General features: G+C 51.8%; 19 protein-coding genes and 2 pseudogenes. 15 read left to right on the top strand and 6 right to left on the bottom strand.

Features of this window, described 5'->3' with window-relative positions:
• Nucleotides 1-41: 41 nt before the first annotated feature.
• Nucleotides 42-473, bottom strand: a complete 432-nt coding sequence (gene osmC / locus OH663_RS05960; RefSeq protein WP_045442949.1) for a peroxiredoxin OsmC — start codon at nt 471-473, stop codon at nt 42-44.
• A 228-nt stretch (nt 474-701) separates the two neighbouring features.
• Between osmC and sra the strand changes: the two genes are divergently transcribed.
• The 5 genes and pseudogenes from sra (at nt 702) to OH663_RS05935 (ending at nt 5542) form a co-directional block, all read left to right on the top strand.
• Nucleotides 702-842: a stationary-phase-induced ribosome-associated protein gene (sra, locus tag OH663_RS05955; RefSeq protein WP_045442952.1), complete on the top strand. Its 141-nt coding sequence runs from the start codon at nt 702-704 to the stop codon at nt 840-842.
• Between the two features lie 179 nt (nt 843-1021).
• Entirely contained in the window at nt 1022-2719 is a 1698-nt protein-coding gene (gene maeA, locus OH663_RS05950; protein WP_048221435.1) for a malate dehydrogenase, read from the top strand.
• A 308-nt stretch (nt 2720-3027) separates the two neighbouring features.
• Nucleotides 3028-4743, top strand: coding sequence for an ABC-F family ATP-binding cassette domain-containing protein (locus OH663_RS05945; RefSeq protein WP_200013286.1), 1716 nt, complete (start codon nt 3028-3030; stop codon nt 4741-4743).
• 235 nt (nt 4744-4978) lie between these two features.
• Nucleotides 4979-5251, top strand: a pseudogene (locus OH663_RS05940) (type II toxin-antitoxin system RelE/ParE family toxin); the annotation flags it as partial.
• Nucleotides 5252-5257: 6 nt separating this feature from the next.
• The gene (locus OH663_RS05935; RefSeq protein ID WP_045442967.1) at nt 5258-5542 is read left to right on the top strand and encodes a HigA family addiction module antitoxin; all 285 of its coding nucleotides are present in this window, start codon (nt 5258-5260) and stop codon (nt 5540-5542) included.
• Between the two features lie 56 nt (nt 5543-5598).
• Here the strand turns inward: OH663_RS05935 and OH663_RS05930 are convergent, their stop codons facing one another.
• The 4 genes from OH663_RS05930 to fdnG form a co-directional block, all read right to left on the bottom strand.
• Complete coding sequence (locus tag OH663_RS05930) at nt 5599-6201, bottom strand: inorganic diphosphatase (RefSeq protein ID WP_045442970.1); 603 nt, start codon at nt 6199-6201, stop codon at nt 5599-5601.
• A gap of 129 nt (nt 6202-6330) precedes the next feature.
• Entirely contained in the window at nt 6331-6987 is a 657-nt protein-coding gene (gene fdnI, locus OH663_RS05925) for a formate dehydrogenase-N subunit gamma (RefSeq protein WP_200013288.1), read from the bottom strand.
• Nucleotides 6980-7864, bottom strand: a complete 885-nt coding sequence (fdnH, locus tag OH663_RS05920; RefSeq protein ID WP_045442976.1) for a formate dehydrogenase N subunit beta — start codon at nt 7862-7864, stop codon at nt 6980-6982. The genes fdnI and fdnH overlap by 8 nt, the downstream gene beginning before the upstream one ends.
• 12 nt (nt 7865-7876) lie before the next feature.
• The gene (gene fdnG / locus OH663_RS05915; protein WP_136345514.1) at nt 7877-10924 is read right to left on the bottom strand and encodes a formate dehydrogenase-N subunit alpha; all 3048 of its coding nucleotides are present in this window, start codon (nt 10922-10924) and stop codon (nt 7877-7879) included.
• Nucleotides 10925-11211: 287 nt separating this feature from the next.
• Between fdnG and yddG the strand changes: the two genes are divergently transcribed.
• The 3 genes from yddG (at nt 11212) to OH663_RS05900 (ending at nt 14148) form a co-directional block, all read left to right on the top strand.
• The gene (gene yddG, locus OH663_RS05910) at nt 11212-12093 is read left to right on the top strand and encodes an aromatic amino acid efflux DMT transporter YddG (protein ID WP_200042242.1); all 882 of its coding nucleotides are present in this window, start codon (nt 11212-11214) and stop codon (nt 12091-12093) included.
• Between the two features lie 449 nt (nt 12094-12542).
• Nucleotides 12543-13625, top strand: a complete 1083-nt coding sequence (gene ompC / locus OH663_RS05905; RefSeq protein ID WP_045442984.1) for a porin OmpC — start codon at nt 12543-12545, stop codon at nt 13623-13625.
• Between the two features lie 82 nt (nt 13626-13707).
• The gene (locus OH663_RS05900; RefSeq protein ID WP_045442987.1) at nt 13708-14148 is read left to right on the top strand and encodes a GFA family protein; all 441 of its coding nucleotides are present in this window, start codon (nt 13708-13710) and stop codon (nt 14146-14148) included.
• Here the strand turns inward: OH663_RS05900 and OH663_RS05895 are convergent.
• Nucleotides 14149-15638 (bottom strand): annotated as a pseudogene (locus tag OH663_RS05895) (SmvA family efflux MFS transporter).
• Nucleotides 15639-15755: 117 nt separating this feature from the next.
• Between OH663_RS05895 and OH663_RS05890 the strand changes: the two are divergent.
• The 7 genes from OH663_RS05890 to OH663_RS05860 all read left to right on the top strand — a co-directional run bounded on the left by OH663_RS05890 (nt 15756) and on the right by OH663_RS05860 (nt 25717).
• Entirely contained in the window at nt 15756-16334 is a 579-nt protein-coding gene (locus tag OH663_RS05890) for a TetR family transcriptional regulator (protein ID WP_200013366.1), read from the top strand.
• Between the two features lie 216 nt (nt 16335-16550).
• Nucleotides 16551-17936 carry a NarK family nitrate/nitrite MFS transporter gene (locus OH663_RS05885; protein ID WP_045442996.1) on the top strand — a complete coding sequence of 462 codons (1386 nt, stop codon included), beginning with the start codon at nt 16551-16553 and terminating at the stop codon, nt 17934-17936.
• A gap of 146 nt (nt 17937-18082) precedes the next feature.
• Nucleotides 18083-21823 (top strand): nitrate reductase subunit alpha, encoded by a 3741-nt coding sequence (locus OH663_RS05880; RefSeq protein WP_200013365.1) that lies wholly within the window; start codon nt 18083-18085, stop codon nt 21821-21823.
• Complete coding sequence (narH, locus tag OH663_RS05875; RefSeq protein WP_263525699.1) at nt 21820-23352, top strand: nitrate reductase subunit beta; 1533 nt, start codon at nt 21820-21822, stop codon at nt 23350-23352. The genes OH663_RS05880 and narH overlap by 4 nt, the downstream gene beginning before the upstream one ends.
• Nucleotides 23352-24047: a nitrate reductase molybdenum cofactor assembly chaperone gene (narW, locus tag OH663_RS05870; RefSeq protein WP_200010807.1), complete on the top strand. Its 696-nt coding sequence runs from the start codon at nt 23352-23354 to the stop codon at nt 24045-24047. The genes narH and narW overlap by 1 nt, the downstream gene beginning before the upstream one ends.
• Nucleotides 24044-24724: a respiratory nitrate reductase subunit gamma gene (gene narI / locus OH663_RS05865; protein WP_045443008.1), complete on the top strand. Its 681-nt coding sequence runs from the start codon at nt 24044-24046 to the stop codon at nt 24722-24724. Before narW ends, narI begins: the two co-directional genes overlap by 4 nt.
• 99 nt (nt 24725-24823) lie before the next feature.
• Nucleotides 24824-25717, top strand: coding sequence for a PhzF family isomerase (locus tag OH663_RS05860; protein ID WP_048221430.1), 894 nt, complete (start codon nt 24824-24826; stop codon nt 25715-25717).
• Nucleotides 25718-25747 lie beyond the last annotated feature (30 nt).

The raw sequence follows: 25747 nt of genomic DNA, 5'->3' as shown, positions 1-25747 counted from the left end.
TTATGTATGCCGGATGCGGCGTCGCATCCGGCCTGCATCCGTCAGGACTTCAACTGATAATCCAGGGTAATTTCTGCGTTCAGAACCTGTGACACCGGACATCCGGCTTTCGCCTTCTGGATGATGTCGTCAAATGTTGCTGCATCGATCCCTGGCACGGCAACCTCACTGTGTAATGCCACTTTGGTTATCGCAAAACCCGCATCCACTTTATCCAGAGAAACATCGGCAGTGGTATCAATAGCGTCTGGCGTAAAACCCGCTTCGCCCAGCATTAACGAAAGCGCCATTGAGAAGCAGGCAGCATGTGCAGCGCCAATCAGTTCTTCCGGGTTGGTGCCTTTCGCGCCTTCGAATCGCGTATTAAACCCATAGGGTTGCTGGTTCAGCACCCCACTTTCGGTAGACACGGTTCCTTTCCCACGCTTAATGTCGCCTTCCCAGTGCGCCTGACCTTTCTTATGGATAGTCATTACTGCTCTCCTGTGTTGTCGTCGGAGTTACAAGTATAGGACGCTGAGGCAAAAGCATGTGTCTGATTGGAATGTTCTGCATTCCCTGCTTAAGCATTGACCTTTCAGAGAAAATGACCGACCATCCAGAAAGCCGTTTTTTTATACATCGGCTTTCTATCAGGTTGTATTTCGTCCGATCTTACGCGGACTCGCCCTTGAAACCAGTAACAGGATTAAGGAGTTAGAATGAAATCGAACCGTCAGGCCCGTCATATTCTTGGACTGGACCACAAAATCTCCAATCAACGTAAAGTCGTAACCGAAGGCGACAAATCCAGCGTGGTCAATGCTCCAACCGGAAGAAAACGCCGCGCTGACAGCAAGTAATTTCCTGCACGACATACGGATTAACGAGATAAACACCATTGCAACCGCAGTGGTGTTTTTGCTTATAAAACCCCTTAACCCATTCACAATGCTTTATACTTCGCCCGTTTCCCTGGCAGACAGGCCACATACGATCATAAAGAGTGCCAGGGACGGTTATTCAAAAAAGAGTGAGTGACATGGAAAACGAAACTAAAAAACTGCGTTCCCTTTATATCCCTTACGCTGGCCCGGTACTGCTGGAGTTTCCCCTGCTAAACAAAGGGAGTGCTTTCAGTGTGGAAGAACGACGTAACTTCAACCTGCTGGGGTTACTGCCGGAAGTCGTCGAGACGATTGAAGAACAAGCCGATCGTGCCTGGATCCAATATCAGGGATTCAAAACGGAAATCGACAAACATATCTACCTGCGCAATATCCAGGACACCAACGAAACCCTGTTCTATCGGCTGGTGAATAACCATCTTGATGAGATGATGCCCGTCATCTACACCCCAACGGTAGGTGCTGCCTGTGAGCGTTTTTCTGAGATCTATCGCCGTTCTCGCGGTGTATTTATCTCTTACCAAAACCGCCACAACATGGACGATATCCTGCAAAACGTCCCAAACCACAATATTAAAGTCATCGTCGTTACTGACGGGGAACGTATTCTGGGTCTTGGCGATCAGGGTATCGGCGGGATGGGCATTCCTATCGGTAAACTGTCGCTGTATACCGCCTGTGGCGGCATTAGCCCGGCCTACACTTTGCCGGTAGTGCTGGATGTTGGTACCAACAACCAGCAACTGTTGAACGATCCGCTGTATATGGGCTGGCGCAATCCGCGTATTACTGACGATGAATACTACGAATTTGTCGACGAGTTCATCCAGGCCGTGAAGCACCGCTGGCCGGACGTGCTGCTGCAGTTCGAAGACTTCGCGCAGAAAAACGCCATGCCGTTGCTGAACCGCTATCGCGATGAAATTTGTTCGTTCAACGATGATATTCAGGGTACCGCGGCGGTAACCGTAGGGACGCTGATTGCCGCCAGCCGTGCGGCAGGAAGCCAGTTGAGTGAACAAAATATTGTGTTCCTCGGCGCAGGCTCTGCCGGGTGCGGGATTGCCGAACAGATCATCGCACAAATCCAGCGTGAAGGATTAAGCGAAGAAGCGGCCCGCCAGCGCGTATTTATGGTTGACCGTTTCGGTCTGCTGACTGACAAAATGCCGAACCTGCTTTCCTTCCAGACCAAACTGGTGCAAAAACGCGAGAATCTGCAGCATTGGGATACGCAAGAAGATGTGCTGTCGCTGCTCGATGTGGTTCGCAACGTTAAGCCGGACATTCTGATCGGTGTTTCCGGGCAAACGGGTCTGTTTACCGAAGAGATTATCCGCGAGATGCACAAGCATTGTCCGCGCCCGATCGTCATGCCGCTTTCTAACCCGACGTCGCGCGTGGAAGCCACGCCGCAGGATATTATTGCCTGGACTGAAGGTAATGCCCTGGTCGCCACCGGTAGTCCGTTTGCTCCGGTAGTCTGGAAAGATAAGACCTACCCAATTGCCCAGTGTAATAACGCCTATATCTTCCCGGGTATCGGTCTTGGCGTCATTGCCTCTGGCGCATCGCGTATTACCGATGAAATGCTGATGTCTGCCAGTGAAACGCTTGCGCAGTACTCACCGCTGGTACTGAACGGCGAAGGTCTGGTGTTGCCGGAGCTGAAAGATATTCAGACCGTTTCTCGCGCTATTGCGTTTGCCGTCGGGAAAATGGCCCAGCAGCAAGGTGTGGCGGTGAAAACGTCTGCCGAAGCGCTGCAACAGGCGATTGACGAGAATTTCTGGCAGGCAGAATATCGCGACTACCGTCGTACTTCTATTTGACGGTTTTACCCGGCGGCGCCTGCCGCCGGGTGTTCAAAGCTTGCGCGAATCCATAACTTACGATTACACTTTCATCATCGATTAACATTCTGAAAAATAAAAGGAGGTAATTATGCTGTACTGTGAACGTTTCATCGCTTCACATACATTTGGCGATCGCCAGAGCTCAAGCGTTATCGGTATCGTGCTGCGATAACTTCTGCTTGAGCGAAGCTAACTTCTAAATCCCCTTCTCTCGGGCTTACCGGGTTATCGTCAGCGATGTTTGACGAGGCGTTTTCACGCCTGTAACTCTTGAGTAAGCAACAATGAGCACATTACTAACCGCACAATCCTTACACGTTGATACGGCATTCGGCGCGCTTTTCGACGATCTCACCTTTACCCTTAAAAAAGGCGACCGCATTGGGCTAATTGGCTATAACGGCTGTGGCAAAAGCACGTTATTAAAACTGTTGGATGGCACAATTACGCCCACCAGCGGATTAATTGCGCAGGCCAACCACTGTCATCTAGCCCGCGTGGAACAACATTTGCCGGACGACATTCTCCCGCTAACGCTACAGGAGGCGGTTCTTGCCCAGCTTCCCGAACATGAGCGCGCAGCTCAGCAGTGGCGGGTTGAATCGCTTCTCGCTGAAATGGGCTTTACGCCGGACAATTTGCATCTTACAACGCGAACTCTAAGTGGTGGGCAGCACACGCGGCTGCTGTTAGCGCGTGCGCTGATGCGTAATCCTGATCTCCTGTTGCTGGATGAACCGGGTAACCATCTGGATTTACCGACATTGCTATGGCTGGAGCAGTTCTTACAGAAGTGGTCCGGTAGTTTTGTGGTGGTATCTCACGATCCGCAGTTACTGGATGCCGTTACCCATGGAACCTGGATCCTGCGCGATCGCACCCTGCACGCTTTTGATCTGCCCTGTAGCGCGGCGCGCCAGGCCCTTGTCGACCGGGACGTCAGCGATGCACTACGCTATAAAGCTGAGCAAAAAGAGATTGACCGGGTCGCCGCCAGCGCCAAACGGCTGGCCACATGGGGACGGGTTTACGACAACGAAGATTTGTCCCGCAAAGCCAAACAGATGGAAAAACAGGTGCTGCGCCTGAAAGACAGTCAGACGGAAGTGACTGCAGGAAGTCAGTGGACACTAACATTACAGGGGGATGCTTTGCGTGCAGACCGTTTGCTGGAGATAACTCACCTGTCGGTCTCGCCGGCGCCAGATGCTGCAACGCTGTTTTCTATCGAAGGTATCAGAATCAAAAGCGGTGACCGCGTGGCGATTGTTGGCCGTAACGGTTGTGGAAAATCATCGCTGTTACGGCTTATCTGGCAGCAATACCAGTCGCAGATGGCGTCCCGTTCACTGGTGTTACACCCTCGTGTCACGCTGGGGTATTACGACCAGACACTGCATCAGCTCGCGGATGACGATTCGTTGTTTGATGCGCTGGAGCCGTTTGCCCCACAGCCTGATGTTCGCAAGATGGCGTTGATTAGTGCGGGCTTTCCGTGGATCCGTCACCAGCAGTTAGTCAGCACGTTAAGCGGTGGCGAGCGTTCTCGACTGCTGTTTGTCGGGCTGACACTCGCCCGCTATAGCCTGTTGATGCTTGATGAGCCGACCAACCATCTGGACATGGAAGGCAAAGAGGCGCTGGCAAAAACGCTGCAGAGCTTTAGCGGTGGCGTGTTGCTGGTCAGTCATGATCGTCACCTTATCAGCCAAAGCTGTAACCGGTTTTGGTTTATCGATGATGGTGAACTCAGCGAATGGCACGATCTGGAAGCGATTAGCGCACGCATTCAGGAAACCGCTGATGAAATAAGCGCCAGTAAAACCCGGGTAAAAGTGGTGCCAGAAATGAGTCCTGACAGCGATGCTGTACTGGAACAGCTTCTGGAACTGGAACAACGACTGGCCGACGATCTCGCGCGCAAGCCAAAACACCAGAAGCCGCAACTTCAGGCGCAATGGCGTAAGGAGATTGAACGACTGAATTCACAACTTGAGTAAACATATTGCCGGATAAGCAAACTCATCCGGCTTACATGCGCAAATGCTCGTGTAGGCTGGATAAGGCAGTAAGCCACCATCCGGTTATTCCTGCGTAGTGCTTTCCAGATATTCCCTGACCTGCTTTTCCTTTTAACCCGTTAACGGCACTATTTTACAAAATAGCGCCCCGTAATGTTGCGTTTAATGGAACACTAATGATAGCGTTCCTCCAGAAGGAACAAGGAAGGCATGAATGATCGTGAACTTCAGGCACGAAGGATTGCGCGACTTGTTTCTTCATGGGCGAACATCAGGCGTTATGGCAGAGCATGTCCGGCGATTACGGCACCGGCTCGCTGTTATTGATGCGGCAAGCAGGGTTACAGACATCAATATGCCCGGTTATAGACTCCATCCCCTGACGGGCGATCGTGGTGGAACATAGGCAATTTCTGTTTCAGGCAACTGGCGCATTACGTTTGAATTCGTCAATGGCGACGCGTACATACTGAACTACGAGGACTATTCATTGATGAAAATGGCAAATCATCCCCGTCCGGGAGATATTATTCAGGAAGCGTTGGACGAGCTGAACGTCAGTCTGCGCGAGTTTGCCAGAGCAATGGGGATTGCACCTTCAACTGCAAGCCGGTTGTTAACCGGAAAAGCAACGTTAACACCTGAAATGGCGATCAAACTTTCTGTCGTGATCGGCAGTTCTCCGGAAATGTGGCTCAACCTGCAAAATACCTGGAGCCTCGCACAAGCAAAAAAAAGCGTTGATATTTCACGTCTGCGCAAGCTTACCGTTCAATAATGCACGCTTTATGCTGCAACAGCAGACCGGATAAGCTTGCGCTATCCGGCATGGCATTATTGCTGAGGTTTTTTCTCTTTCCAGGCATCCCAGGCCTGTTTGATTTCTTGCCTCGCCGCGGCGGCGTCGTTAAAACCGTTTAGCTCAACCTTCTTGCGCCCTTCCGGCAGTTCTTTGTACACGCGGAAGAATGACTCCAGCCGTTGCACTTCGATTTTTGGCAGATCGCTCAGTTCGTTGATGTCGTCATAGGTCGGGTCAATTTTACTGGCCGGTACCGCGACAATTTTGTCGTCCTTCTCACCGCCGTCGATCATCTTCAACACGCCAATGGCACGCAGCTTAATCAATGTTCCCGGTGCCAGCGGCGCACGGGTATAGAAAATAACATCCAGTGGGTCACCGTCACCCGCCAGAGACTGGGTAAGTGAGCCATAGTTAGCCGGATAGGCAACCGGCATCGACTGGAATCGATCGGCAACAATAAAGCCGGTTTTGGCATCGGTTTCATATTTAATGATCCCACCTGCCGGGATTTCGGTCACGGCATAAAACTCTTGCGGGTTATTTTCCGGCTGAGGAAATTCAAGGATGTTCTGCGCCTGAGCTGACGCACAAAGAAACAGGCTAACTGCGAGTAATTTTTTTACCAGAAGCATTGTCTTTTACTCTCTATTATTGGAAAGACAACACCTTACGTTTCACAGATGACACAAACATGACGTTTTTTTGGCAAAAAAATGGCGCTACATCGGTAGCGCCATTTTTATCAGCAGAACGTTAATGGGCTATTTCAACCCTTCCTCGTTCTCTTTTTTCGCCTCTTCGCGTTCAACTTCGCGATACCAGCGCGGGTGATGCTTCTTCGCCCAGCGGCGGCTGACCTTCCCTTCGACCATGCCTTTAATCGATCCTTTCACCCAAAATGCCATGTACATATGGATAAGGATGGCGTGCATTAAAATAATGCCTGCCGCGGCGTGGATCAGCAGGCTGTAGCGCACAACCTGCATCGGGAAGAACTGCGCGAAGTACGGACGCCAGATAATAATACCGGTGATCAGCAGCACAAAAATCATGCTCATGATTGACCAGAACATCATTTTCTGCCCGGCATTGTACTTACCGACGTCCGCCACTTTGTGTTCATTGCCCTTCAGCACTTCCACAATGTTTTTCAGCCACGGAATGTCTTTCTTACCCGGGATGTTGTGGTGAACAAAACGAACGAACATGAACATCAACGCGACGAAGATCAGCAGACCGAAGAACGGGTGCAAAATGCGCCCCATCTGCGGCGTACCGAAGGTTTGCGTCAGCCATTGCAACGTCGGGAAGAAAAACGAAATCCCCGACAGTGCGACCAGGAAGAAGCAGATCACCACCGTCCAGTGACAGGCGCGGTCGATAAATTTCGTGCGCACAATCATTTTCGACTTACTCATGATGATCCTCCTCGTCGTCGTCCACTTCCTTATTCGGGCCAATACCAATGTAGTGGTAAATCAGTCCGGCGAAGGTGGCGATAAATCCGGCGGCGGCCAGCGGTTTCAGCGCACCTTTCCACAAGTTGATAGAAGTATCAATCTGCGGATCCTTCGGCAAACCGTGGTACAACTCCGGCTGGTTGGCGTGATGCAGAACGTACATAACGTGTGTTCCACCCACACCCTGCGGGTTGTAGACACCAGCATGTTCGAAACCACGTGCTTTCAGTTTTTCCACACGCTGCTCGGCCATTTCCAGCATCTCTTGCTTGGTGCCGAAATGTATCGCCCCGGTCGGACAGGTCTTCACGCAGGCAGGTTCCTGCCCAACGCTGACGCGATCCACGCACAGCGTACATTTATACACGCGGTTATCCTCTTTATTGAGGCGCGGAATATTAAATGGACACCCGGCAATACAGTACCCGCAGCCGATACAATGCTCTGACTGGAAATCAACAATCCCGTTGGCGTACTGGATGATTGCTCCGGCAGACGGGCATGCCTTCAGGCAGCCCGGATCTTCACAATGCATGCAACCGTCTTTACGAATCAGCCATTCCAGCTTGCCGTTCTGTTCAGTTTCGGTAAACCGCATCACCGTCCAGGACTTGGCGCTGAGATCGGCGGGGTTGTCATACACCCCGACGCAATGACCCACTTCGTCGCGGATATCGTTCCACTCTGAACATGCCACCTGACAGGCTTTACAGCCTATACAGGTGGAAACGTCGATCAGTTTCGCGACTTCTGCTTTGTAATCACGTGCCTGAGGCGGCGGCGTGATGGAGTTTGTTGCGGACCTTTTAATGATGTCCTGCGTTTCCATAGACATATGTTCGCCCCCTTACGCCTTCTCGATGTTAACTAAAAACGCTTTGTATTCCGGCGTTTGCGAGTTTGCATCACCGACATTCGGCGTCAGGGTGTTGGCGATAAAGCCTTTACGCGCGACTCCTTCAAAGCCCCAGTGAATTGGGATCCCCACCGTTTCGACCTGCTGACCATTAACATGCAAGGTGCGCAGGCGACGCGTGACTACCGCAACTGCACGAATAAATCCGCGTTTGCTGCTGACCTTCACATAGTCACCGTTGGCAATACCTTTTGCTGCCGCCAGCGTTTCGCTGATTTCCACAAACTGCTCTGGTTGGGCAATCGCATTCAGCAAGGCATGCTTAGTCCAGGTGTGGAAATGTTCGGTCAAACGGTAGGTCGTACCGACGTACGGGAAGTCCTGTTTATTCCCCATACGCAACGCATCCGCTTCGTACAGACGCGCAGCCGGGTTGGAGATAACGTTCGGGTGCAGCGGGTTAGTTCCCAGCGGCGTTTCCATCGGCTCGTAGTGTTCCGGGAACGGCCCTTCCGCCAGCTTATCGATGGCGAACAGACGACCCAGCCCTTCCGGTTGCATGATAAACGGATTGGTACCACTGCCCGGTGCTGCGTTGTTGAAGTCAGGGATGTCGTTGCCTGTCCACTTCGTCCCGTTCCACTTGATCAACATGCGTTTTGGATCCCACGGTTTACCCTGCGGATCCGCCGAGGCGCGGTTATACAGTACGCGACGGTTCAGAGGCCATGCCCATGCCCAACCCAACGTATTACCCAGCCCTGACGGGTCGGCATTATCGCGGTTAGCCATCTGGTTACCCTGCTCAGTCCAGCTACCGGTATAAATCCAGCAGGAGGATGCCGTAGTACCATCATCACGCAGGAGCGCAAAGCTGTTGAGCAACTGACCTTTCTTCGCAACCAGCACGCCGTTGGCATCATAAAGATCTTCCAGCGCATAGCCGTTATTCTCTTTCGCCACCTCTTCAGAATGCGGCTCGTCCGGTTGCTTATAGTTCCAGCTCATTTTCAGCACAGGCTCGACGCCCTTACCACCTTCAGTGCGATACATCTCGCGCAGACGATGATAAATACCGGCCAGAATCTCGCCGTCATTGCGGGCTTCGCCCGGTGCGTCCTGACCTTTCCAGTGCCACTGCAGCCAGCGACCGGAGTTGGCAATTGAGCCGTCTTCTTCTGCGAAGCAGGTTGATGGCAGACGGAACACTTCGGTCTGGATCGATGCCGGATCGACATCGTTAGAATCGCCGTGGTTTTGCCAGAACGTTGAGGTCTCAGTTACCAGCGGATCGATAATCACCAGATACTTCAGTTTGCTCAGCGACTGAACCACTTTGTTTTTGTCCGGGAAGGACGCAACCGGGTTAAAGCCCTGACAGATATAGCCGGTAACTTTCCCGCTATCCATCATGTTGAAGTATTTGATGACGTCGTAGGACTGATCCCACTTCGGCAGCCACTCAAAGCCCCAGTCGTTCTCTTTCTGCGCTGCATTGCCGTAGAAAGATTTCATCAGGCTGACGAAGAACTTCGGATAGTTGCCCCAGTAGTTAACCTGTTCGGCCAGCGTTGCTTTTGGTGTGTTCGCCGCCAGATAGGTTTGCAGATCCGCCTGCTTCTCTGACGGCAGCGTCAGATAGCCTGGCAGGCTGGTAGAGAGCAGACCTAAGTCAGTTAACCCCTGAATATTGGAGTGACCACGTAAGGCGTTTACGCCACCACCGGCCATCCCCATGTTACCGAGCAGCAACTGGATCATCGCCATGGTGCGGATGTTCTGCGCCCCTACGGTATGCTGCGTCCAGCCCAGCGCGTACAGGAAGGTCGTGGTACGGTCGGCTGCACTGGTGGAGGCCAGCACTTCACACACTTTCAGGAAGTCGGCTTTCGGCGTTCCGCAGATGTTTTCCACCACATCAGGCGTGTAGCGGGAAACGTGCTGTTTCAGCAGATTCCACACACAGCGCGGATGGCTTAATGTTTCATCACGTTTAGCGTAGCCGTTTTCATCGAACTGGTAGTTCCAGGACGATTTATCGTATTGACGTTTTTTCGCGTCGTAACCGCTGAACAGACCGTCTTCAAAAGCAAAATCATCCCGCACCAGCAGACTGGCGTTGGTGTAGTGCTTAACGTATTCAGCGTTGATTTTGTTATTTTCAATCAGGTACAGCAACACGCCGGAAAGGAACGTAATGTCCGTACCGGAACGAATCGGCGCATAGATATCCGCAACCGAGGCTGTACGTGTAAAACGGGGATCGACAACAATCAGCGTGGCATCATTGTTGTTTTTGGCTTCCATCGCCCAGCGGAATCCCACCGGATGTGCTTCAGCGGCATTACCGCCCATCACCATTACGACGTTAGCGTTTTTGATATCAACCCAGTGGTTGGTCATCGCACCGCGACCAAATGTTGGAGCAAGACTTGCTACCGTTGGTCCGTGTCAGACGCGCGCCTGGTTGTCTACAGCCAGCATGCCGAGTGAGCGCACAAATTTTTGCGTCAGCATGCCGGTTTCATTACTTGCCGCAGATGCACACAGCATCCCGGTTGAAAGCCAGCGGTTTACCGTTACGCCCTGCTCATTCTTCTCAATAAAGTTGGCGTCGCGGTCAGCTTTCATTAGTTTTGCAATGCGGGAGAATGCTTCATCCCAGCTAATGCGTTGCCATTTATCGGAGCCCGGAGCGCGATATTCCGGGTAGCGCAGACGATTCTCGCTGTGCACATAATCCAGCAATCCTGCGCCCTTAGGACAGAGTGCCCCACGGCTTACCGGATGATCCGGATCCCCTTCGATATGGTAAATCGACTCTTTGGCGTTTTTTGCTCCATCACCCAGGCTATACATTAATAGCCCGCAACCTACGGAACAGTATGTGCAGGTGTTTCGGATCTCTTTCGCACGTAACAGTTTATAGTTTCGTGCCTGAGCCAGTGCCATCTTGGGTGCGAAACCCAATGCAGCAACTGTTGTTCCCGCCATACCGCCCGCGCAGATTTTAAAGAATTGTCTGCGGCTGACGTCCATTGCTTTCCTCTTTTTTGCAGGGATGCGTACACTGACATCCTCAAGTTGCACTGAAAGCGGCAACCAGGAAGATGGCGTGTACAACTTCGCGACGAAACTATCAGCTATATCCATAATTTTTTTGCGTCAAATCAATAACGAAACGGTTCCGCTACTAAATAGTGCAGTTTGTTTAACCTTCGTACCCCCAAGGGGTTAGGCAAAAGGTAATTAGTTGGCGTGTTTTAGTGTAAAGGTGCTATAAATTTCAGCTTCATTTTCGCCAGTACCGTGGACTGAAATTCAGCATGACAAAACAAAAAGCAACGTTAATTGGGCTCATTGCCATTGTGTTATGGAGCACGATGGTAGGACTGATTCGTGGGGTTAGCGAAGGACTCGGGCCTGCAGGTGGTGCCGCGATGATCTTCTCATTAAGTGGTCTCCTGCTTATTTTTACTGTCGGATTTCCAAATATCCGCAAAATTCCTGTTCGTTATTTAATCGCCGGTAGCGTACTTTTTGTCAGCTATGAAATATGTCTGGCGCTGGCATTAGGATATGCCGCAACCCGACACCAGGCTATCGAGGTAGGAATGGTCAATTATCTCTGGCCAAGCCTGACAATATTGTTTGCCATATTGTTCAATGGTCAAAAAACAACCTGGTTGGTAATCCCTGGATTAATTGTCGCATTGACCGGAGTCTGTTGGGTATTAAGTGGTGATAATGGACTCAAACTTGGTGAAATTATCAACAATGTTGCGACCAGCCCACTCAGTTATTTCCTCGCTTTTCTCGGTGCATTTATCTGGGCAACATATTGCACAGTGACCAATAAATATGCGAAGGGGTTTAATGGTATTACCGTGTTCGTTTTACTTACGGCAACGAGTTTGTGGGTTTATTATTTTATCACTCCTCAACCAGAAATGATTTTCAGCACTCCAGTGACCATTAAGCTGTTTACCGCAGCATTAACGTTAGGATTTGCCTATGCAGCGTGGAATATTGGTATTTTACACGGCAACGTGACGGTGATGGCCGTTGGTTCATATTTCACCCCGGTACTGTCGTCTGCACTGGCGGCCGTGTTACTCAGCGCCCCACTTTCGTTTTCGTTCTGGCAAGGCGCACTGATGGTCTGTGCTGGTTCCTTGCTTTGCTGGTTAGCAACACGTCGCGCCTGAAAAAGAAGCTGGGCTTTCAGAACCCGGCTACACTATAATCAAATTATGGATAATTAACGTTCATTTAGCTTGCATTTAATGTTTGCATTTGTTTAATTAAATGTTAAATATGTGATTTATTAATCAATAGTCGAAAGTATTGCAATATGAACAATATTCTTTCGCATGCATATATTACACAACCGAAACTAACGTTAATTAAACCATACGCTCCTCAATAGTCCCCCAGGTAAATATATATATCCAGACAAGTCACATATATCGACTAATACAATCAGTTGTATTATGTAGATCTGGATCACACAAATTCAAATATTCCGTAATATTATGAAACTTATTATTGAACTCATACCACAACGTCATTTAAAAATGGTTTGCCATTGACGAACACCTTCGTTTAGCAATGGTTTAGGAATCACACCAAGAAAAAATTATAAGGATTATTTAGAATGAAACTTAAATTAGTTGCAGTGGCAGTGACTTCCCTGTTGGCAGCAGGTGCGGTAAACGCAGCTGAGATTTATAACAAAGACGCAAACAAACTGGATCTGTACGGTAAAGTTCACGCTCAGCATTACTTCTCTGATGATAACGGAAGCGATGGTGACAAAACTTATGCGCGTCTGGGCTTCAAAGGCGAAACTCAGATCAATGACCAGCTGGTCGGTTTTGGTCAGTGGGAATATGAATTCAAAGGTAACCGTGCTGAATCCACCGGTGGTTCTAACAGCGATAAAACCCGTCTTGCATTCGCTGGTCTGAAATTCGCTGAATACGGTTCTTTCGACTACGGCCGTAACTACGGCGTAGCGTACGACATCGGCGCATGGACCGACGTTCTGCCTGAGTTCGGTGGTGATACCTGGACCCAGACTGACGTATTCATGACCAGCCGTACTACCGGCGTTGCAACCTACCGTAACACCGACTTCTTCGGTCTGGTTGAAGGTCTGAACTTCGCAGCTCAGTACCAGGGCAAAAACGACCGTAGCAACGTACAAGAAGCTAACGGCGACGGCTTTGGTCTGTCTACTACTTACGAATACGAAGGTTTTGGCGTAGGTGCTACCTATGCAAAATCTGACCGTACCGACCTTCAGAACAACCGTAGCAGCATTTTCAAAGCTAACGGTGAAAACGCTGAAGTATGGGCTGCTGGTCTGAAATATGATGCGAACAACATCTACCTGGCAACCACCTACTCTGAAACCCGCAACATGACCACCTACGGTTCCAATGTTAACGGTATCGCTGAAAAAGCTCAGAACTTTGAAGCTGTTGCTCAGTACCAGTTCGACTTCGGTCTGCGTCCGTCCGTTGCTTACCTGAAATCCAAAGGTAAAGACATCGCTGTATTCGGTGACCAGGATCTGGTTGAATACGTAGACTTGGGTGCTACCTATTACTTCAACAAAAACATGTCCACCTTCGTTGATTACAAAATCAACCTGCTGGATGACAACAACTTCACTCGTATTGCTGGTGTAAGCACCGACAACGTTGTGGCTGTTGGCCTGAACTACCAGTTCTAATTTTGTTGTAGTCTGAATGCAAAGCCAGTCCACTTCGGGCTGGCTTTTCTCTTGAAGTAGACTCGGTCATAAGGAGTATGCCGTGCAGACGTTCACAGGTCGTTGTCTTTGCGGACAAAGTCATTTTACCGTTAACGTCGAAATGCTTGATGTCTATGCCTGCCACTGCACGCTGTGCCAGAAGTGGTCAGGAGGCATCGCCATGTATCTGGAAGCCAGTGGTCATCCGCTGATGTCGCCAGAGTCAATCGAACCTTCGCACTTTCCCTCTTCAACGCGTGGAGAACGTTTTTTCTGTTCAGGTTGCGGCTGCCCACTGTGGTTTACGCTGACCGACAGCGATCGCTATTTTATTCCGTGGACGTTACTCGAACTTAACGAGGTAGATCGCCGCCGCCTGATTTTAGCGGCAGAAATCTATACTGAAACACAACCTGCGTTCTGGAGACTGACGGGGCAATATGCTCGTCTGAGTGGAAAAGAAGTCGAAGAGATGGATTACCCCTGTCATCTAGCCCACTAGTTATTGACTATTCACCTTCGCCAGACTGAACCACATCCCTACCGCTAACACGATAAGCATGCTGCCAGCGCTGCTCAATGCCACGCTGTGAGACCACAGGTAAACGCTTCTCTGGCAGCTGCAAGCAACGCGTCACTCAGGGAAGGTGGAAGCGAATGCGCTAATTGCACCGCCTCGCCCATTGATGATGAAGCGCGCTCCAGTTCCTGCGGATTAAGTCCGGCAGGTGGCAGAATCGATGCGGAAAAACTGCGACTCAGCAACAAACCAAAAATAGCGATCCCCAGTCCGGCACCCAGTTCATAGGCCATGGTTTCGATCGCCCCTGCTGCTGCCGCTTTTTCAGCCGGGGCTGCCGCCATAATAGCTGCGGTTGAAGCCAATAGCGCACTGGCGGCACTGAAACCCAGTAAGGCCATTAAAATCCAGGCTTGTATCTGCTGGGAGCTGAAATCTGTCATTGCCAGGCCGTAAAAGCTGACTGCGCTCAGCGCCATACCTGCCGTTGCTACGCAGCGTAATCCCAGACGTGATACCAACATTCCGGCGATCGGTCCGCTGAATCCGCTCGCCAGCATCACCGGCAACATAAACAGCCCCGCCTGATACGGTGTTAAACCGTGAACAAACTGCAACTCCTGAGCCATCAACAGCTCAAAACCTACCAGCGTTATCATCGCGGTCATGGCCATCACAACGCCGCTAAGGATAATGCGATGCGTAAATAGACGCATATCAATCATTGGGCGCGAAGCAGCAAGCTGGATGCGAACAAACTGCATCAGCAACAGGGCGCCAACCAACAACGTCAGTACAATCACACCGGTCGCGATATGTCCTTTTAACGCAGTTTTGGCGCTATAAACCAGCAACAAGATAGCGACAATCAACATTATCGCATGACCGAAATTTAGCGACTGATCGCGACGTCCTGCCTGGCGCGGAACGTAACGCGCGGTCAATGCCATCACGACCAGAACAATCGGGACATTTATTAAGAATACAGATCCCCAGTAGAAGTGCTCCAGCAGCATGCCGCCGACTAACGGACCAAATGCCGCACCACCGGAACCCACTGCCGCCCAGACACCGAGGGCCATATTGCGGTGGCGTTGCTCGGCAAAGGTCGCACGAATGCCGGCAAGCGTCGCCGGTACGATCATCGCCGCACCGATGGCCAGCACCGCTCTGGTGGCGATGAGCCAGCCGGCAGTAGGTGCAAACGCTGCGGCCAGCGACGCCAGACCAAATAATCCGCCACCCAATAGAAGCAGGCGTTTAAAACCGATGCGATCGCCCAGAGCCCCCATCGGCAAGACCATCCCTGCCATTACCAGGGAATAAATATCGATGATCCACAGTAGCTCGTTACCACTGGCACCCAGCGTCATACTTAGCGTGGGCGCGGCAACGTGCAGCACCGTTGCATCAATCGCAACAGGGATGTAGACCAGCACAATAATCACTAACGTTAACCACTGACGAAACATAAAAATCCCTTCAAACTGAAACTGGACATATGTCCAGCTTTGGCGATCCTACGTAAAATTGAACACATGTCCAACTTTTTTTGTTAGACTGCGAACAACACAGGTACTGGAGGGTGTATGAGCTATTTGAATCGAGATGAACGCCGGGAAGTGATCCTGCAGGCAGCCATGCGAGTGGCGCTGGAGGAAGGTTTTACTGCCATGACGGTGCGACGAATAGCCTCAGAGGCTAACGTGGCAACTGGCCAGTTACACCACCACTTTACCTCCGCCGGTGAACTCAAATCCCTGGCTTTTGTTCGACTTATTCGTACTCTGCTCGATGCTGAACTGGTGAGTGAAGACGCTAGTTTTCGCGAACGACTGCATTCGATGCTCGGCAGCGAGGAAGGTGGGTTCGAGCCTTACATCAAGCTCTGGCGCGAAGCGCAAATCCTGGCGGATAAAGATCCTGAAATCAAAAGCGCCTATCTACTGACGATGCGAATGTGGCACGAAGAGACAACGGCTATCATTATCCGCGGCCAGCAGGCCGGCGAATTTTCCCGCGTGCCGGATGCCGCTGACGTCGCCTGGCGTTTAATCGGTCTGGTCTGTGGTCTTGATGGCATGTATGTGCTGGGTATTGCGGAAATGGCCGATCCCGCCTTCACGCGGCATCTGGATCGTATGATAACTCTGGAACTATTTAGCTGAATTAATAGATGAGTTAACAATACATCTTTTTAAGTTTACAATTAGTAACACTTAAACAACGCGTTATTTCCCCATCACACCGCGCTATTGCACTTTTTTATCTATTCTTTCAGTCAATATTCCTAAAACTTTTCAATAGTTTCTAAAAAGAGCTCGCGCGGCTCTTCCTCTGCCTATTTCTTTTTTTCATGAACGACGTGTGCATGTGAGGACAATATGGCACTACAAAATGAGAAAAATAATCGTTATCTTTTAACTGACTGGAAACCTGAAAACCCCGCATTTTGGGATAATAAAGGTAAACATATAGCCCGGAGAAACCTCTGGATATCAGTAAGTTGCCTGCTGCTTGCCTTCTGCGTCTGGATGTTATTTAGCGCCGTGGCAGTGAATTTAAATAAAATTGGCTTTAATTTCACTACCGATCAACTCTTTTTATTAACCGCATTACCTTCCCTCTCTGGTGCAATATTACGCGTCCCCTACTCCTTTATGGTGCCTATATTTGGTGGTCGCCGCTGGACGATTTTCAGCACTGTAATTCTTGTTATTCCTTGTCTGTGGCTCGGATTTGCCGTGCAAAACACATCTACTCCGTTTGGCGTATTTATTGTTATTGCACTGATGTGTGGATTTGCTGGCGCCAACTTTGCCTCCAGCATGGGCAATATTAGTTTTTTCTTCCCAAAAGCCAAACAAGGCAGCGCGTTAGGCGTTAACGGCGGTCTCGGTAACCTGGGCGTCAGCGTAATGCAATTGATCGCGCCACTGGTTATTTTTCTGCCCATTTTTACCTTTTTGGGCGTACAGGGCGTACCACAGCCTGATGGCTCATTACTGTCGCTAGCTAACGCAGCGTGGATTTGGGTTCCATTGCTGCTGCTCTCAACGCTGGCGGCAGGTATGGGGATGAATGACATCGCCAGCTCAAAGGCTTCTATCGCCTCTCAGTTACCGGTCCTCAAGCGCTTTCATCTTTGGCTGTTAAGCCTGCTGTACCTCGCCACCTTCGGGTCATTTATCGGCTTTTCAGCAGGATTTGCCATGCTGGCGAAAACCCAGTTCCCCGACGTGAATATTCTGCAGCTGGCGTTCTTCGGCCCGTTTATCGGCGCTCTGGCGCGTTCTGCAGGCGGCGTTATTTCTGACAAATTTGGCGGCGTACGGGTGACATTAATCAACTTCATGTTTATGGCGTTGTTTAGCGGCCTGCTGTTTCTCACCTTGCCCGGTTCAGGATCGGGGAGTTTCACCGCCTTCTACCTCGTGTTTATGGGACTGTTCCTGACCGCAGGACTGGGGAGCGGATCGACCTTCCAGATGATTGCGGTGATCTTTCGCAAAATCACAATTTACCGGGTGAAACTGCGCGGAGGCACTGAAGAACAGGCCCAGCGTGAAGCGGTGACAGATACCGCCGCCGCGCTTGGGTTTATCTCCGCTATTGGTGCGGTTGGCGGTTTTTTCATCCCAAAAGCGTTTGGCTCATCCCTGGCGCTGACCGGATCTCCCGTTGGCGCTATGAAAATATTTTTAGTGTTTTACATCGTCTGCGTGCTGGTGACCTGGCTGGTCTATGGCCGCAAATCACAAAAAAAATAACAACGTACATACCGCAGGATCGAATGCTTTTGTCGGCCGGATAAGACCTTAGCCGCCCGCAATTTCCTGATAGCAACGCTCTCGCGACTCATCAGGCTAGCAGTTCGGTTCACTGTCGGCAAAATTATCGGAGCAGGAGAAATGTCATGAGTAAACTGTTGGATCGCTTTCGCTACTTTAAACAAAAGGGCGATACGTTTGCCGATGGTCACGGACAAGTGATGCACAGCAACCGGGACTGGGAAGACAGCTATCGCCAGCGCTGGCAGTTCGATAAAATCGTACGCTCAACCCACGGCGTCAACTGCACCGGCTCATGCAGCTGGAAAATCTACGTAAAAAACGGACTGGTCACCTGGGAAACACAACAGACCGACTATCCGCGCACCCGCCCTGACCTGCCCAACCATGAGCCACGAGGCTGCCCGCGCGGGGCAAGTTATTCCTGGTATCTCTATAGCGCTAACCGTCTGAAATACCCACTGGTGCGTAAACGCCTGATTGAACTGTGGCGCGATGCCCTCTCCCGCCAGCCGGATCCAGTGCTGGCCTGGGATTCCATTATGAACGACCCGCAAAAGTGCCAGAGCTACAAACAGGTACGTGGACGCGGTGGGTTTATCCGGTCAAACTGGAAAGAGCTAAATCAGCTTATTGCTGCCGCCAACGTCTGGACGGTGAAAACTTACGGCCCGGATCGCGTCGTTGGGTTTTCGCCAATTCCGGCTATGTCGATGGTTTCTTACGCAGCCGGAACGCGCTATCTCTCGCTTATCGGCGGGACCTGTCTGAGCTTCTACGACTGGTATTGCGATTTGCCTCCCGCATCGCCGATGACCTGGGGAGAGCAGACCGATGTACCGGAATCCGCCGACTGGTATAACTCCAGCTACATTATCGCCTGGGGTTCCAACGTCCCGCAGACCCGTACGCCAGATGCACACTTCTTCACGGAAGTGCGCTACAAAGGCACCAAGACAATTGCTATTACGCCGGACTACTCGGAAGTTGCCAAGCTGTGCGACCAGTGGCTGGCTCCGAAGCAAGGTACCGACAGCGCGCTGGCGATGGCGATGGGCCACGTGATCCTGAAAGAATTCCACCTCGACAAACCCAGCGACTATTTCCTGAATTACTGCCGTCGTTATACCGATATGCCGATGCTGGTACTGTTGAATGCCCGTGAAGACGGTAGCTATGTCCCGGGCCGGATGATGCGTGCCTCCGATCTCGTCGATGGACTGGGTGAAAGCAATAACCCGGAATGGAAAACGGTTGCCTTTAACAGCGCCGGTGAACTGGTGGTGCCAAACGGTTCGATCGGTTTTCGCTGGGGAGAAAAAGGTAAGTGGAACCTCGAGGCGCTGGCTGCAGGCACGGAAACCGAACTGTCCTTGTCGTTGCTCGGTCAGCACGACGAAGTTGCCGGGGTGGCCTTCCCCTATTTTGGCGGTAATGAAAACCCACACTTTCGTAGCGTCAAGCAGGAGCCGATACTGGTGCGTAAGCTGCCGGTAAAACACCTTACGCTTGCCGATGGCACACTTTGTCCGGTAGTCAGCGTTTACGATTTGGTGCTGGCAAATTACGGCCTCGATCGCGGTCTGGATGACGCTCACAGTGCTCATGATTACACCGAAATCAAAGCCTATACCCCGGCCTGGGGCGAACAAATTACCGGTGTGCCAGCCCGCCATATCGAACAAATCGCCCGGGAGTTTGCGGATACCGCACACAAAACCCACGGTCGATCGATGATTATCCTCGGTGCCGGCGTCAACCACTGGTATCACATGGACATGAACTACCGTGGGATGATTAACATTCTGGTGTTTTGTGGCTGTGTCGGTCAAAGTGGCGGTGGCTGGGCGCACTACGTTGGTCAGGAAAAGCTACGTCCGCAAACCGGCTGGCTCCCCCTGGCTTTTGCACTGGACTGGAACCGTCCACCGCGTCAGATGAACAGCACCTCGTTTTTCTACAATCACTCCAGCCAGTGGCGTTATGAAAAAGTCACTGCTCAGGAACTGCTCTCCCCGCTGGCTGATGCGTCGAAGTTTACCGGACATCTGATTGACTTCAACGTACGCGCCGAGCGCATGGGCTGGTTGCCCTCCGCGCCTCAGCTCAACCTAAATCCGTTAACCGTAAAAGCGAAGGCAGAACAGGCAGGCTTGTCACCTGCGGATTACACCGCACAGGCACTGAAGTCGGGGGATATCCGCATGGCCTGCGAGCAACCAGACAGCGGTAAAAACCATCCTCGTAACCTCTTCGTCTGGCGTTCAAACCTGCTCGGCTCCTCAGGTAAAGGGCATGAATACATGCTCAAATATCTGCTTGGTACGGAAAGCGGTATTCAGGGTGAAGCGCTTGGCTCAAGCGAGGGTATTAAACCTGAAGAGGTGGAGTGGCAATCGGCGGCTATCGAAGGCAAGCTCGATCTGTTGGTGACGCTGGATTTCCGGATGTCGAGCACCTGCCTGTTTTCAGACATCGTGTTGCCTACCGCCACCTGGTATGAAAAAGACGATATGAACACCTCGGATATGCATCCGTTTATTCACCCGCTGTCGGCGGCGGTTGATCCCGCCTGGGAATCAAAAAGCGACTGGGAGATTTATAAGGACATCGCCAAAGTGTTCTCAGAGGTGTGTGTCGGCCATCTGGGGCAGGAAACCGACGTGGTGTTGCAACCGCTGCTGCATGACTCCCCGGCAGAACTGTCGCAACCGTTTGATATTCAGGACTGGCGCAAAGGCGAATGCGAACTTATTCCGGGTAAAACAGCACCCAATATTGCCGTTGTGGAACGGGACTACCCCGCCACTTACGAACGCTTCACATCGCTTGGGCCATTGATGGACAAGCTGGGTAACGGCGGAAAAGGTATCTCCTGGAACACCCAGACGGAAGTCGATTTCCTCGTCAAGCTCAACTACACCAAGCGTGAAGGCGCGGCAAAAGGTCGCCCGCTGATTGACACCGCGCTGGATGCTTCCGAAGTGATCCTGGCGCTTGCGCCGGAAACGAATGGTCAGGTGGCGGTGAAAGCCTGGCAAGCGCTGGGCGCAATGACCGGGCGTGACCATACGCATCTGGCGCTAAACAAAGAAGACGAAAAGATCCGTTTTCGCGACATTCAGGCGCAACCGCGCAAAATTATCTCCAGCCCGACCTGGTCAGGTCTTGAAAGCGAGCATGTCTCTTATAACGCCGGCTATACCAACGTTCATGAGCTGATCCCGTGGCGCACGCTGTCTGGCCGCCAGCAGTTGTATCAGGATCACGCGTGGATGCGCGCCTTCGGCGAGAGTCTGGTGGCCTACCGTCCGCCAATCGACACCCGCAGCGTGAGTGAAATGCGCGAAATTCCACCAAACGGTTTCCCGGAAAAAGCGCTGAACTTCCTGACACCACACCAGAAATGGGGTATCCACTCCACCTACAGTGAAAACCTGTTGATGCTTACGCTGTCGCGCGGTGGTCCGATTGTCTGGATCAGTGAAACCGATGCTAAAGAGCTGGGTATTGAGGATAACGACTGGATTGAAGCCTTTAACGCCAACGGTGCACTGACTGCCCGCGCGGTGGTTAGCCAGCGCGTGCCGCCCGGGATGACGATGATGTACCACGCTCAGGAGCGGATCATGAATATTCCTGGCTCTGAAGTTACCGGAATGCGCGGCGGCATTCATAACTCCGTGACCCGCGTGTGCCCGAAACCCACGCACATGATCGGCGGCTATGCGCAACTGGCTTACGGCTTCAACTATTACGGCACGGTCGGCTCTAACCGCGATGAGTTCATCATGATTCGAAAAATGAAAAATATTAACTGGCTGGATGATGAAGGTCGCGATCAGGTACAGGAGGCGAAAAAATGAAAATACGCTCACAGGTAGGCATGGTTCTTAATCTGGATAAATGCATTGGCTGCCACACCTGCTCCGTCACCTGTAAAAACGTCTGGACCGGACGTGAAGGTATGGAATATGCGTGGTTCAACAACGTCGAAACCAAACCGGGTATTGGTTATCCGAAAAACTGGGAAGACCAGGACGAGTGGCAAGGCGGCTGGGTTCGCGACGTTAACGGTAAGATAAGACCGCGTCTGGGCGGTAAGATGGGCGTCATCACTAAAATCTTCGCCAACCCTGTCATTCCGCAAATCGATGATTACTACGAACCGTTCACCTACGACTATCAGCATTTGCATAGCGCGCCAGAGAGCAAAAATCAGCCCACCGCCCGCCCGCGTTCGCTAATTGATGGCAAACGAATGGACAAAATTATCTGGGGGCCAAACTGGGAAGAACTGCTTGGCGGGGAATTTGAAAAACGCGCCCGTGACCGTAACTTCAAGGCGATACAAAAAGAAATGTACGGTCAGTTTGAAAACACCTTCATGATGTATCTGCCGCGCCTGTGCGAACACTGTCTGAACCCCAGTTGCGTGGCAACCTGCCCGAGCGGCGCGATTTACAAGCGTGAAGAAGATGGCATTGTGTTGATCGACCAGGATAAATGTCGCGGCTGGCGCTTGTGTATCAGCGGTTGCCCATACAAAAAAATCTACTTTAACTGGAAAAGTGGCAAGTCAGAAAAATGCATTTTCTGCTACCCGCGTATTGAATCCGGTCAGCCAACGGTATGTTCGGAAACCTGCGTCGGACGTATTCGCTATCTCGGCGTGCTGCTCTACGACGCAGACCGTATTGAAGAGGCGGCCAGCACTGAACATGAGACCGATCTCTATGAACGCCAGTGTGATGTGTTCCTCAACCCTAACGATCCGGCGGTAATTGAGGAAGCACTGAAACAGGGGATCCCGCACAACGTCATCGAGGCGGCCCAGCGGTCACCGGTCTACAAAATGGCGATGGACTGGAAGCTGGCACTGCCGCTGCACCCTGAATACCGCACCCTGCCGATGGTCTGGTATGTGCCGCCGTTGTCACCGATTCAGTCAGTCGCAGACGCCGGTGGCCTGCCGCACAATGGCAATATTCTGCCGGCCGTCGAGTCGCTGCGTATTCCGGTGCAGTACCTCAGCGCCGGAGATACCGGCCCGGTACTGCGCGCGCTGAAACGTATGATGGCAATGCGTCACTATATGCGTTCGCAAACAGTAGAAGGCGTAACGGATACCCGCGCTATTGAAGAAGTGGGTTTAAGCGTTGAGCAGGTCGAAGAGATGTATCGCTATCTGGCCATTGCTAACTATGAAGACCGCTTCGTGATCCCAACCAGCCACCGTGAAATGGCTCGCGATGCCTTCCCGGAGAAAAACGGCTGCGGCTTTACCTTTGGCGACGGCTGTCACGGTTCCGACACCAAATTCAACCTGTTCAACAGCAGCCGCATTGATGCTATCGATATCACCGAAGTGCGCGATAAAGCGGAGGGTGAATAATGCAAATCCTTAAGATTATCGGACTGCTGATGGAGTATCCGGACGAATTGCTATGGGAATGCAAAGACGATGCTCTACAACTGATCGCCAGCGATGCGCCAGTGCTTACCAGGTTTACAACGGAACTGCTAAACGCTCCGTTACTCGATAAACAAGCTGAATGGTGCGAGGTGTTTGACCGGGGCCGCGCCACCTCGCTTTTGCTGTTTGAACATGTGCATGCTGAATCTCGCGATCGCGGCCAGGCGATGGTTGACCTGCTGGCTCAGTACGAAAAGGTGGGGCTACAACTCGACTGTCGGGAACTGCCGGATCACCTGCCATTGTATCTGGAGTATTTAAGCGTTTTGCCTGAAGCCGAAGCCAGAGAGGGATTACAGAATGTGGCGCCAATCCTGGCGTTGCTTGGCGGTCGCCTGAAGCAGCGAGAGGCACCATGGTATCAGCTGTTTGACGCCCTGCTGGCTTTAGCAGGAAGCCCACTTTCAAGTGACAGTGTCACCAAGCAGGTGGGTGCGGAATCCCGGGATGATACCCGTCAGGCGCTGGATGCGGTCTGGGAAGAAGAACAGGTGAAGTTCATTGAGGATAACGCCACTGCCTGTGACAGTTCACCGTTACAAAACTATCAACGACGCTTTAGCCAGGACGTCGCCCCCCAGTATGTCGACGTCAGTGCGGGAGGCCCGAAATGATACAGTATCTGAACGTCTTTTTTTACGACATCTATCCGTATCTGTGCGGCACGGTGTTTATCCTTGGCAGTTGGCTACGCTACGACTACGGGCAATATACATGGCGCGCCTCCTCCAGCCAGATGCTCGATAAGCGCGGCATGGTGCTTTGGTCGAACCTGTTCCATATCGGCATTCTGGGGATCTTCTTCGGTCATCTGTTCGGCATGCTAACCCCGCACTGGATGTACGCCTGGTTCCTGCCTGTTGCAGTCAAACAGCAAATGGCAATGATTGCAGGGGGCCTCTGTGGTGTGCTGACGCTGGTTGGTGGAGCTGGTTTGCTGGTTCGTCGTCTGACAAACTCGCGAATTCGCGCCACCTCATCCACAGCCGATATTCTGATCCTGTGCGTATTGCTGATTCAGTGTATTCTCGGCCTGACCACTATACCGTTCTCCGCTCAACATCCTGACGGCAGTGAAATGCTGAAACTGGTAGGCTGGGCACAGTCAGTGGTGACCTTCCAGGGGGGCGCGTCTGCGCATCTGGATGGTGTCGCATTGATCTTCCGTGTACATCTGGTATTAGGCATGACCATCTTCCTGCTGTTCCCGTTCACCCGTCTGGTCCATGTGTGGAGCGCGCCGGTTGAATATTTTACCCGTCGCTATCAGATCGTTCGTTCTCGCCGCTAATGCTCTGCGATGCCCGGTGGTGCTTGCACTAACCGGGCATACGTTAGCCATACGAATTTTTGCACGCTATGATGCTTCTCCATCCCAGGGAGAACATCAATGAAACCACAGATTTATCACGTCGATGCCTTTACCTCTGAACCTTTTCGCGGCAATTCGGCGGGGGTTGTATTGCATGCTGATGGCCTGAGCGATACGCAGATGCAGCTGATCGCGCGGGAGTTGCGCCATTCAGAAACGGCATTCATGCTCTCCAGCGATGACAGTGATGTCCGGATTCGCTACTTTACCCCCACGATCGAAGTACCCATCTGCGGACACGCCACCGTCGCGGCTCACTATGTGCGGGCGAAAGTGCTCGGTCTGGGAAATACCACCGTCTGGCAGACTTCTCTGGCCGGTCGTCATCGGGTTGAAATTCACGCTGAAGGCGGCGATCACCGTATCACTCTGGAACAGGGTGCGCCGGTTTTTGAGCCCCCGCTGGAAGGCGAAACGCGTGCGGCAATCATCAGCGCCCTGCACCTGACTGAAAGCGATATGCTGCCAGGGGTACCTGTTCAGGTGGCCTCCACTGGTCATTCAAAAGTAATGATCGCACTGAAGCCAGAGGTCGATATCGATGCCTTGTCCCCGAACCTGTCGGCATTAACAGCACTCAGCCAGCAAATTGGCTGCAACGGTTTCTTCCCGTTCCAGATCCGCCCTGGGAAATACGAAACTGATGGTCGCATGTTTTCACCCGCGATCGGTATTGTGGAAGATCCAGTGACGGGCAATGCCAACGGTCCGATGGGAGCATGGCTGGTGCATCATAATCTGATGGTGCATGACGGAAAATTATTGCGCGTCCAGGGGCATCAGGGTCGCGCGCTGGGACGCGACGGCATCGTCGATATTGCGGTGACCATCCGCGATAACCAACCAGAAAAAGTGACTATCTCTGGTGCTGCGGTGATCCTGTTTCATGCCGAATGGGCGATTAATCTCTGACGAAACAGATAAGCCGGATAAGGTGTTACC

Origin of the sequence: Citrobacter sp. Marseille-Q5395 (assembly GCF_947057495.1) — a bacterium.
In the GTDB taxonomy this organism is placed as follows: Bacteria; Pseudomonadota; Gammaproteobacteria; order Enterobacterales; family Enterobacteriaceae; genus Citrobacter; species Citrobacter murliniae.
Note: the sequence above shows the minus strand (reverse complement) of the source record. Positions and strands in the feature narration are given on the sequence as shown.

Bases quoted from the DNA above. Each gene is read 5' to 3' on its own strand.
- osmC (WP_045442949.1), bottom strand. From the start codon at position 473: ATGACTATCCATAAGAAAGGTCAGGCGCACTGGGAAGGCGACATTAAG.
- sra (WP_045442952.1), top strand. From the start codon at position 702: ATGAAATCGAACCGTCAGGCCCGTCATATTCTTGGACTGGACCACAAA.
- maeA (WP_048221435.1), top strand. From the start codon at position 1,022: ATGGAAAACGAAACTAAAAAACTGCGTTCCCTTTATATCCCTTACGCT.
- OH663_RS05945 (WP_200013286.1), top strand. From the start codon at position 3,028: ATGAGCACATTACTAACCGCACAATCCTTACACGTTGATACGGCATTC.
- OH663_RS05935 (WP_045442967.1), top strand. From the start codon at position 5,258: ATGAAAATGGCAAATCATCCCCGTCCGGGAGATATTATTCAGGAAGCG.
- OH663_RS05930 (WP_045442970.1), bottom strand. From the start codon at position 6,201: ATGCTTCTGGTAAAAAAATTACTCGCAGTTAGCCTGTTTCTTTGTGCG.
- fdnI (WP_200013288.1), bottom strand. From the start codon at position 6,987: ATGAGTAAGTCGAAAATGATTGTGCGCACGAAATTTATCGACCGCGCC.
- fdnH (WP_045442976.1), bottom strand. From the start codon at position 7,864: ATGTCTATGGAAACGCAGGACATCATTAAAAGGTCCGCAACAAACTCC.
- yddG (WP_200042242.1), top strand. From the start codon at position 11,212: ATGACAAAACAAAAAGCAACGTTAATTGGGCTCATTGCCATTGTGTTA.
- ompC (WP_045442984.1), top strand. From the start codon at position 12,543: ATGAAACTTAAATTAGTTGCAGTGGCAGTGACTTCCCTGTTGGCAGCA.
- OH663_RS05890 (WP_200013366.1), top strand. From the start codon at position 15,756: ATGAGCTATTTGAATCGAGATGAACGCCGGGAAGTGATCCTGCAGGCA.
- OH663_RS05885 (WP_045442996.1), top strand. From the start codon at position 16,551: ATGGCACTACAAAATGAGAAAAATAATCGTTATCTTTTAACTGACTGG.
- OH663_RS05880 (WP_200013365.1), top strand. From the start codon at position 18,083: ATGAGTAAACTGTTGGATCGCTTTCGCTACTTTAAACAAAAGGGCGAT.
- narH (WP_263525699.1), top strand. From the start codon at position 21,820: ATGAAAATACGCTCACAGGTAGGCATGGTTCTTAATCTGGATAAATGC.
- narW (WP_200010807.1), top strand. From the start codon at position 23,352: ATGCAAATCCTTAAGATTATCGGACTGCTGATGGAGTATCCGGACGAA.
- narI (WP_045443008.1), top strand. From the start codon at position 24,044: ATGATACAGTATCTGAACGTCTTTTTTTACGACATCTATCCGTATCTG.
- OH663_RS05860 (WP_048221430.1), top strand. From the start codon at position 24,824: ATGAAACCACAGATTTATCACGTCGATGCCTTTACCTCTGAACCTTTT.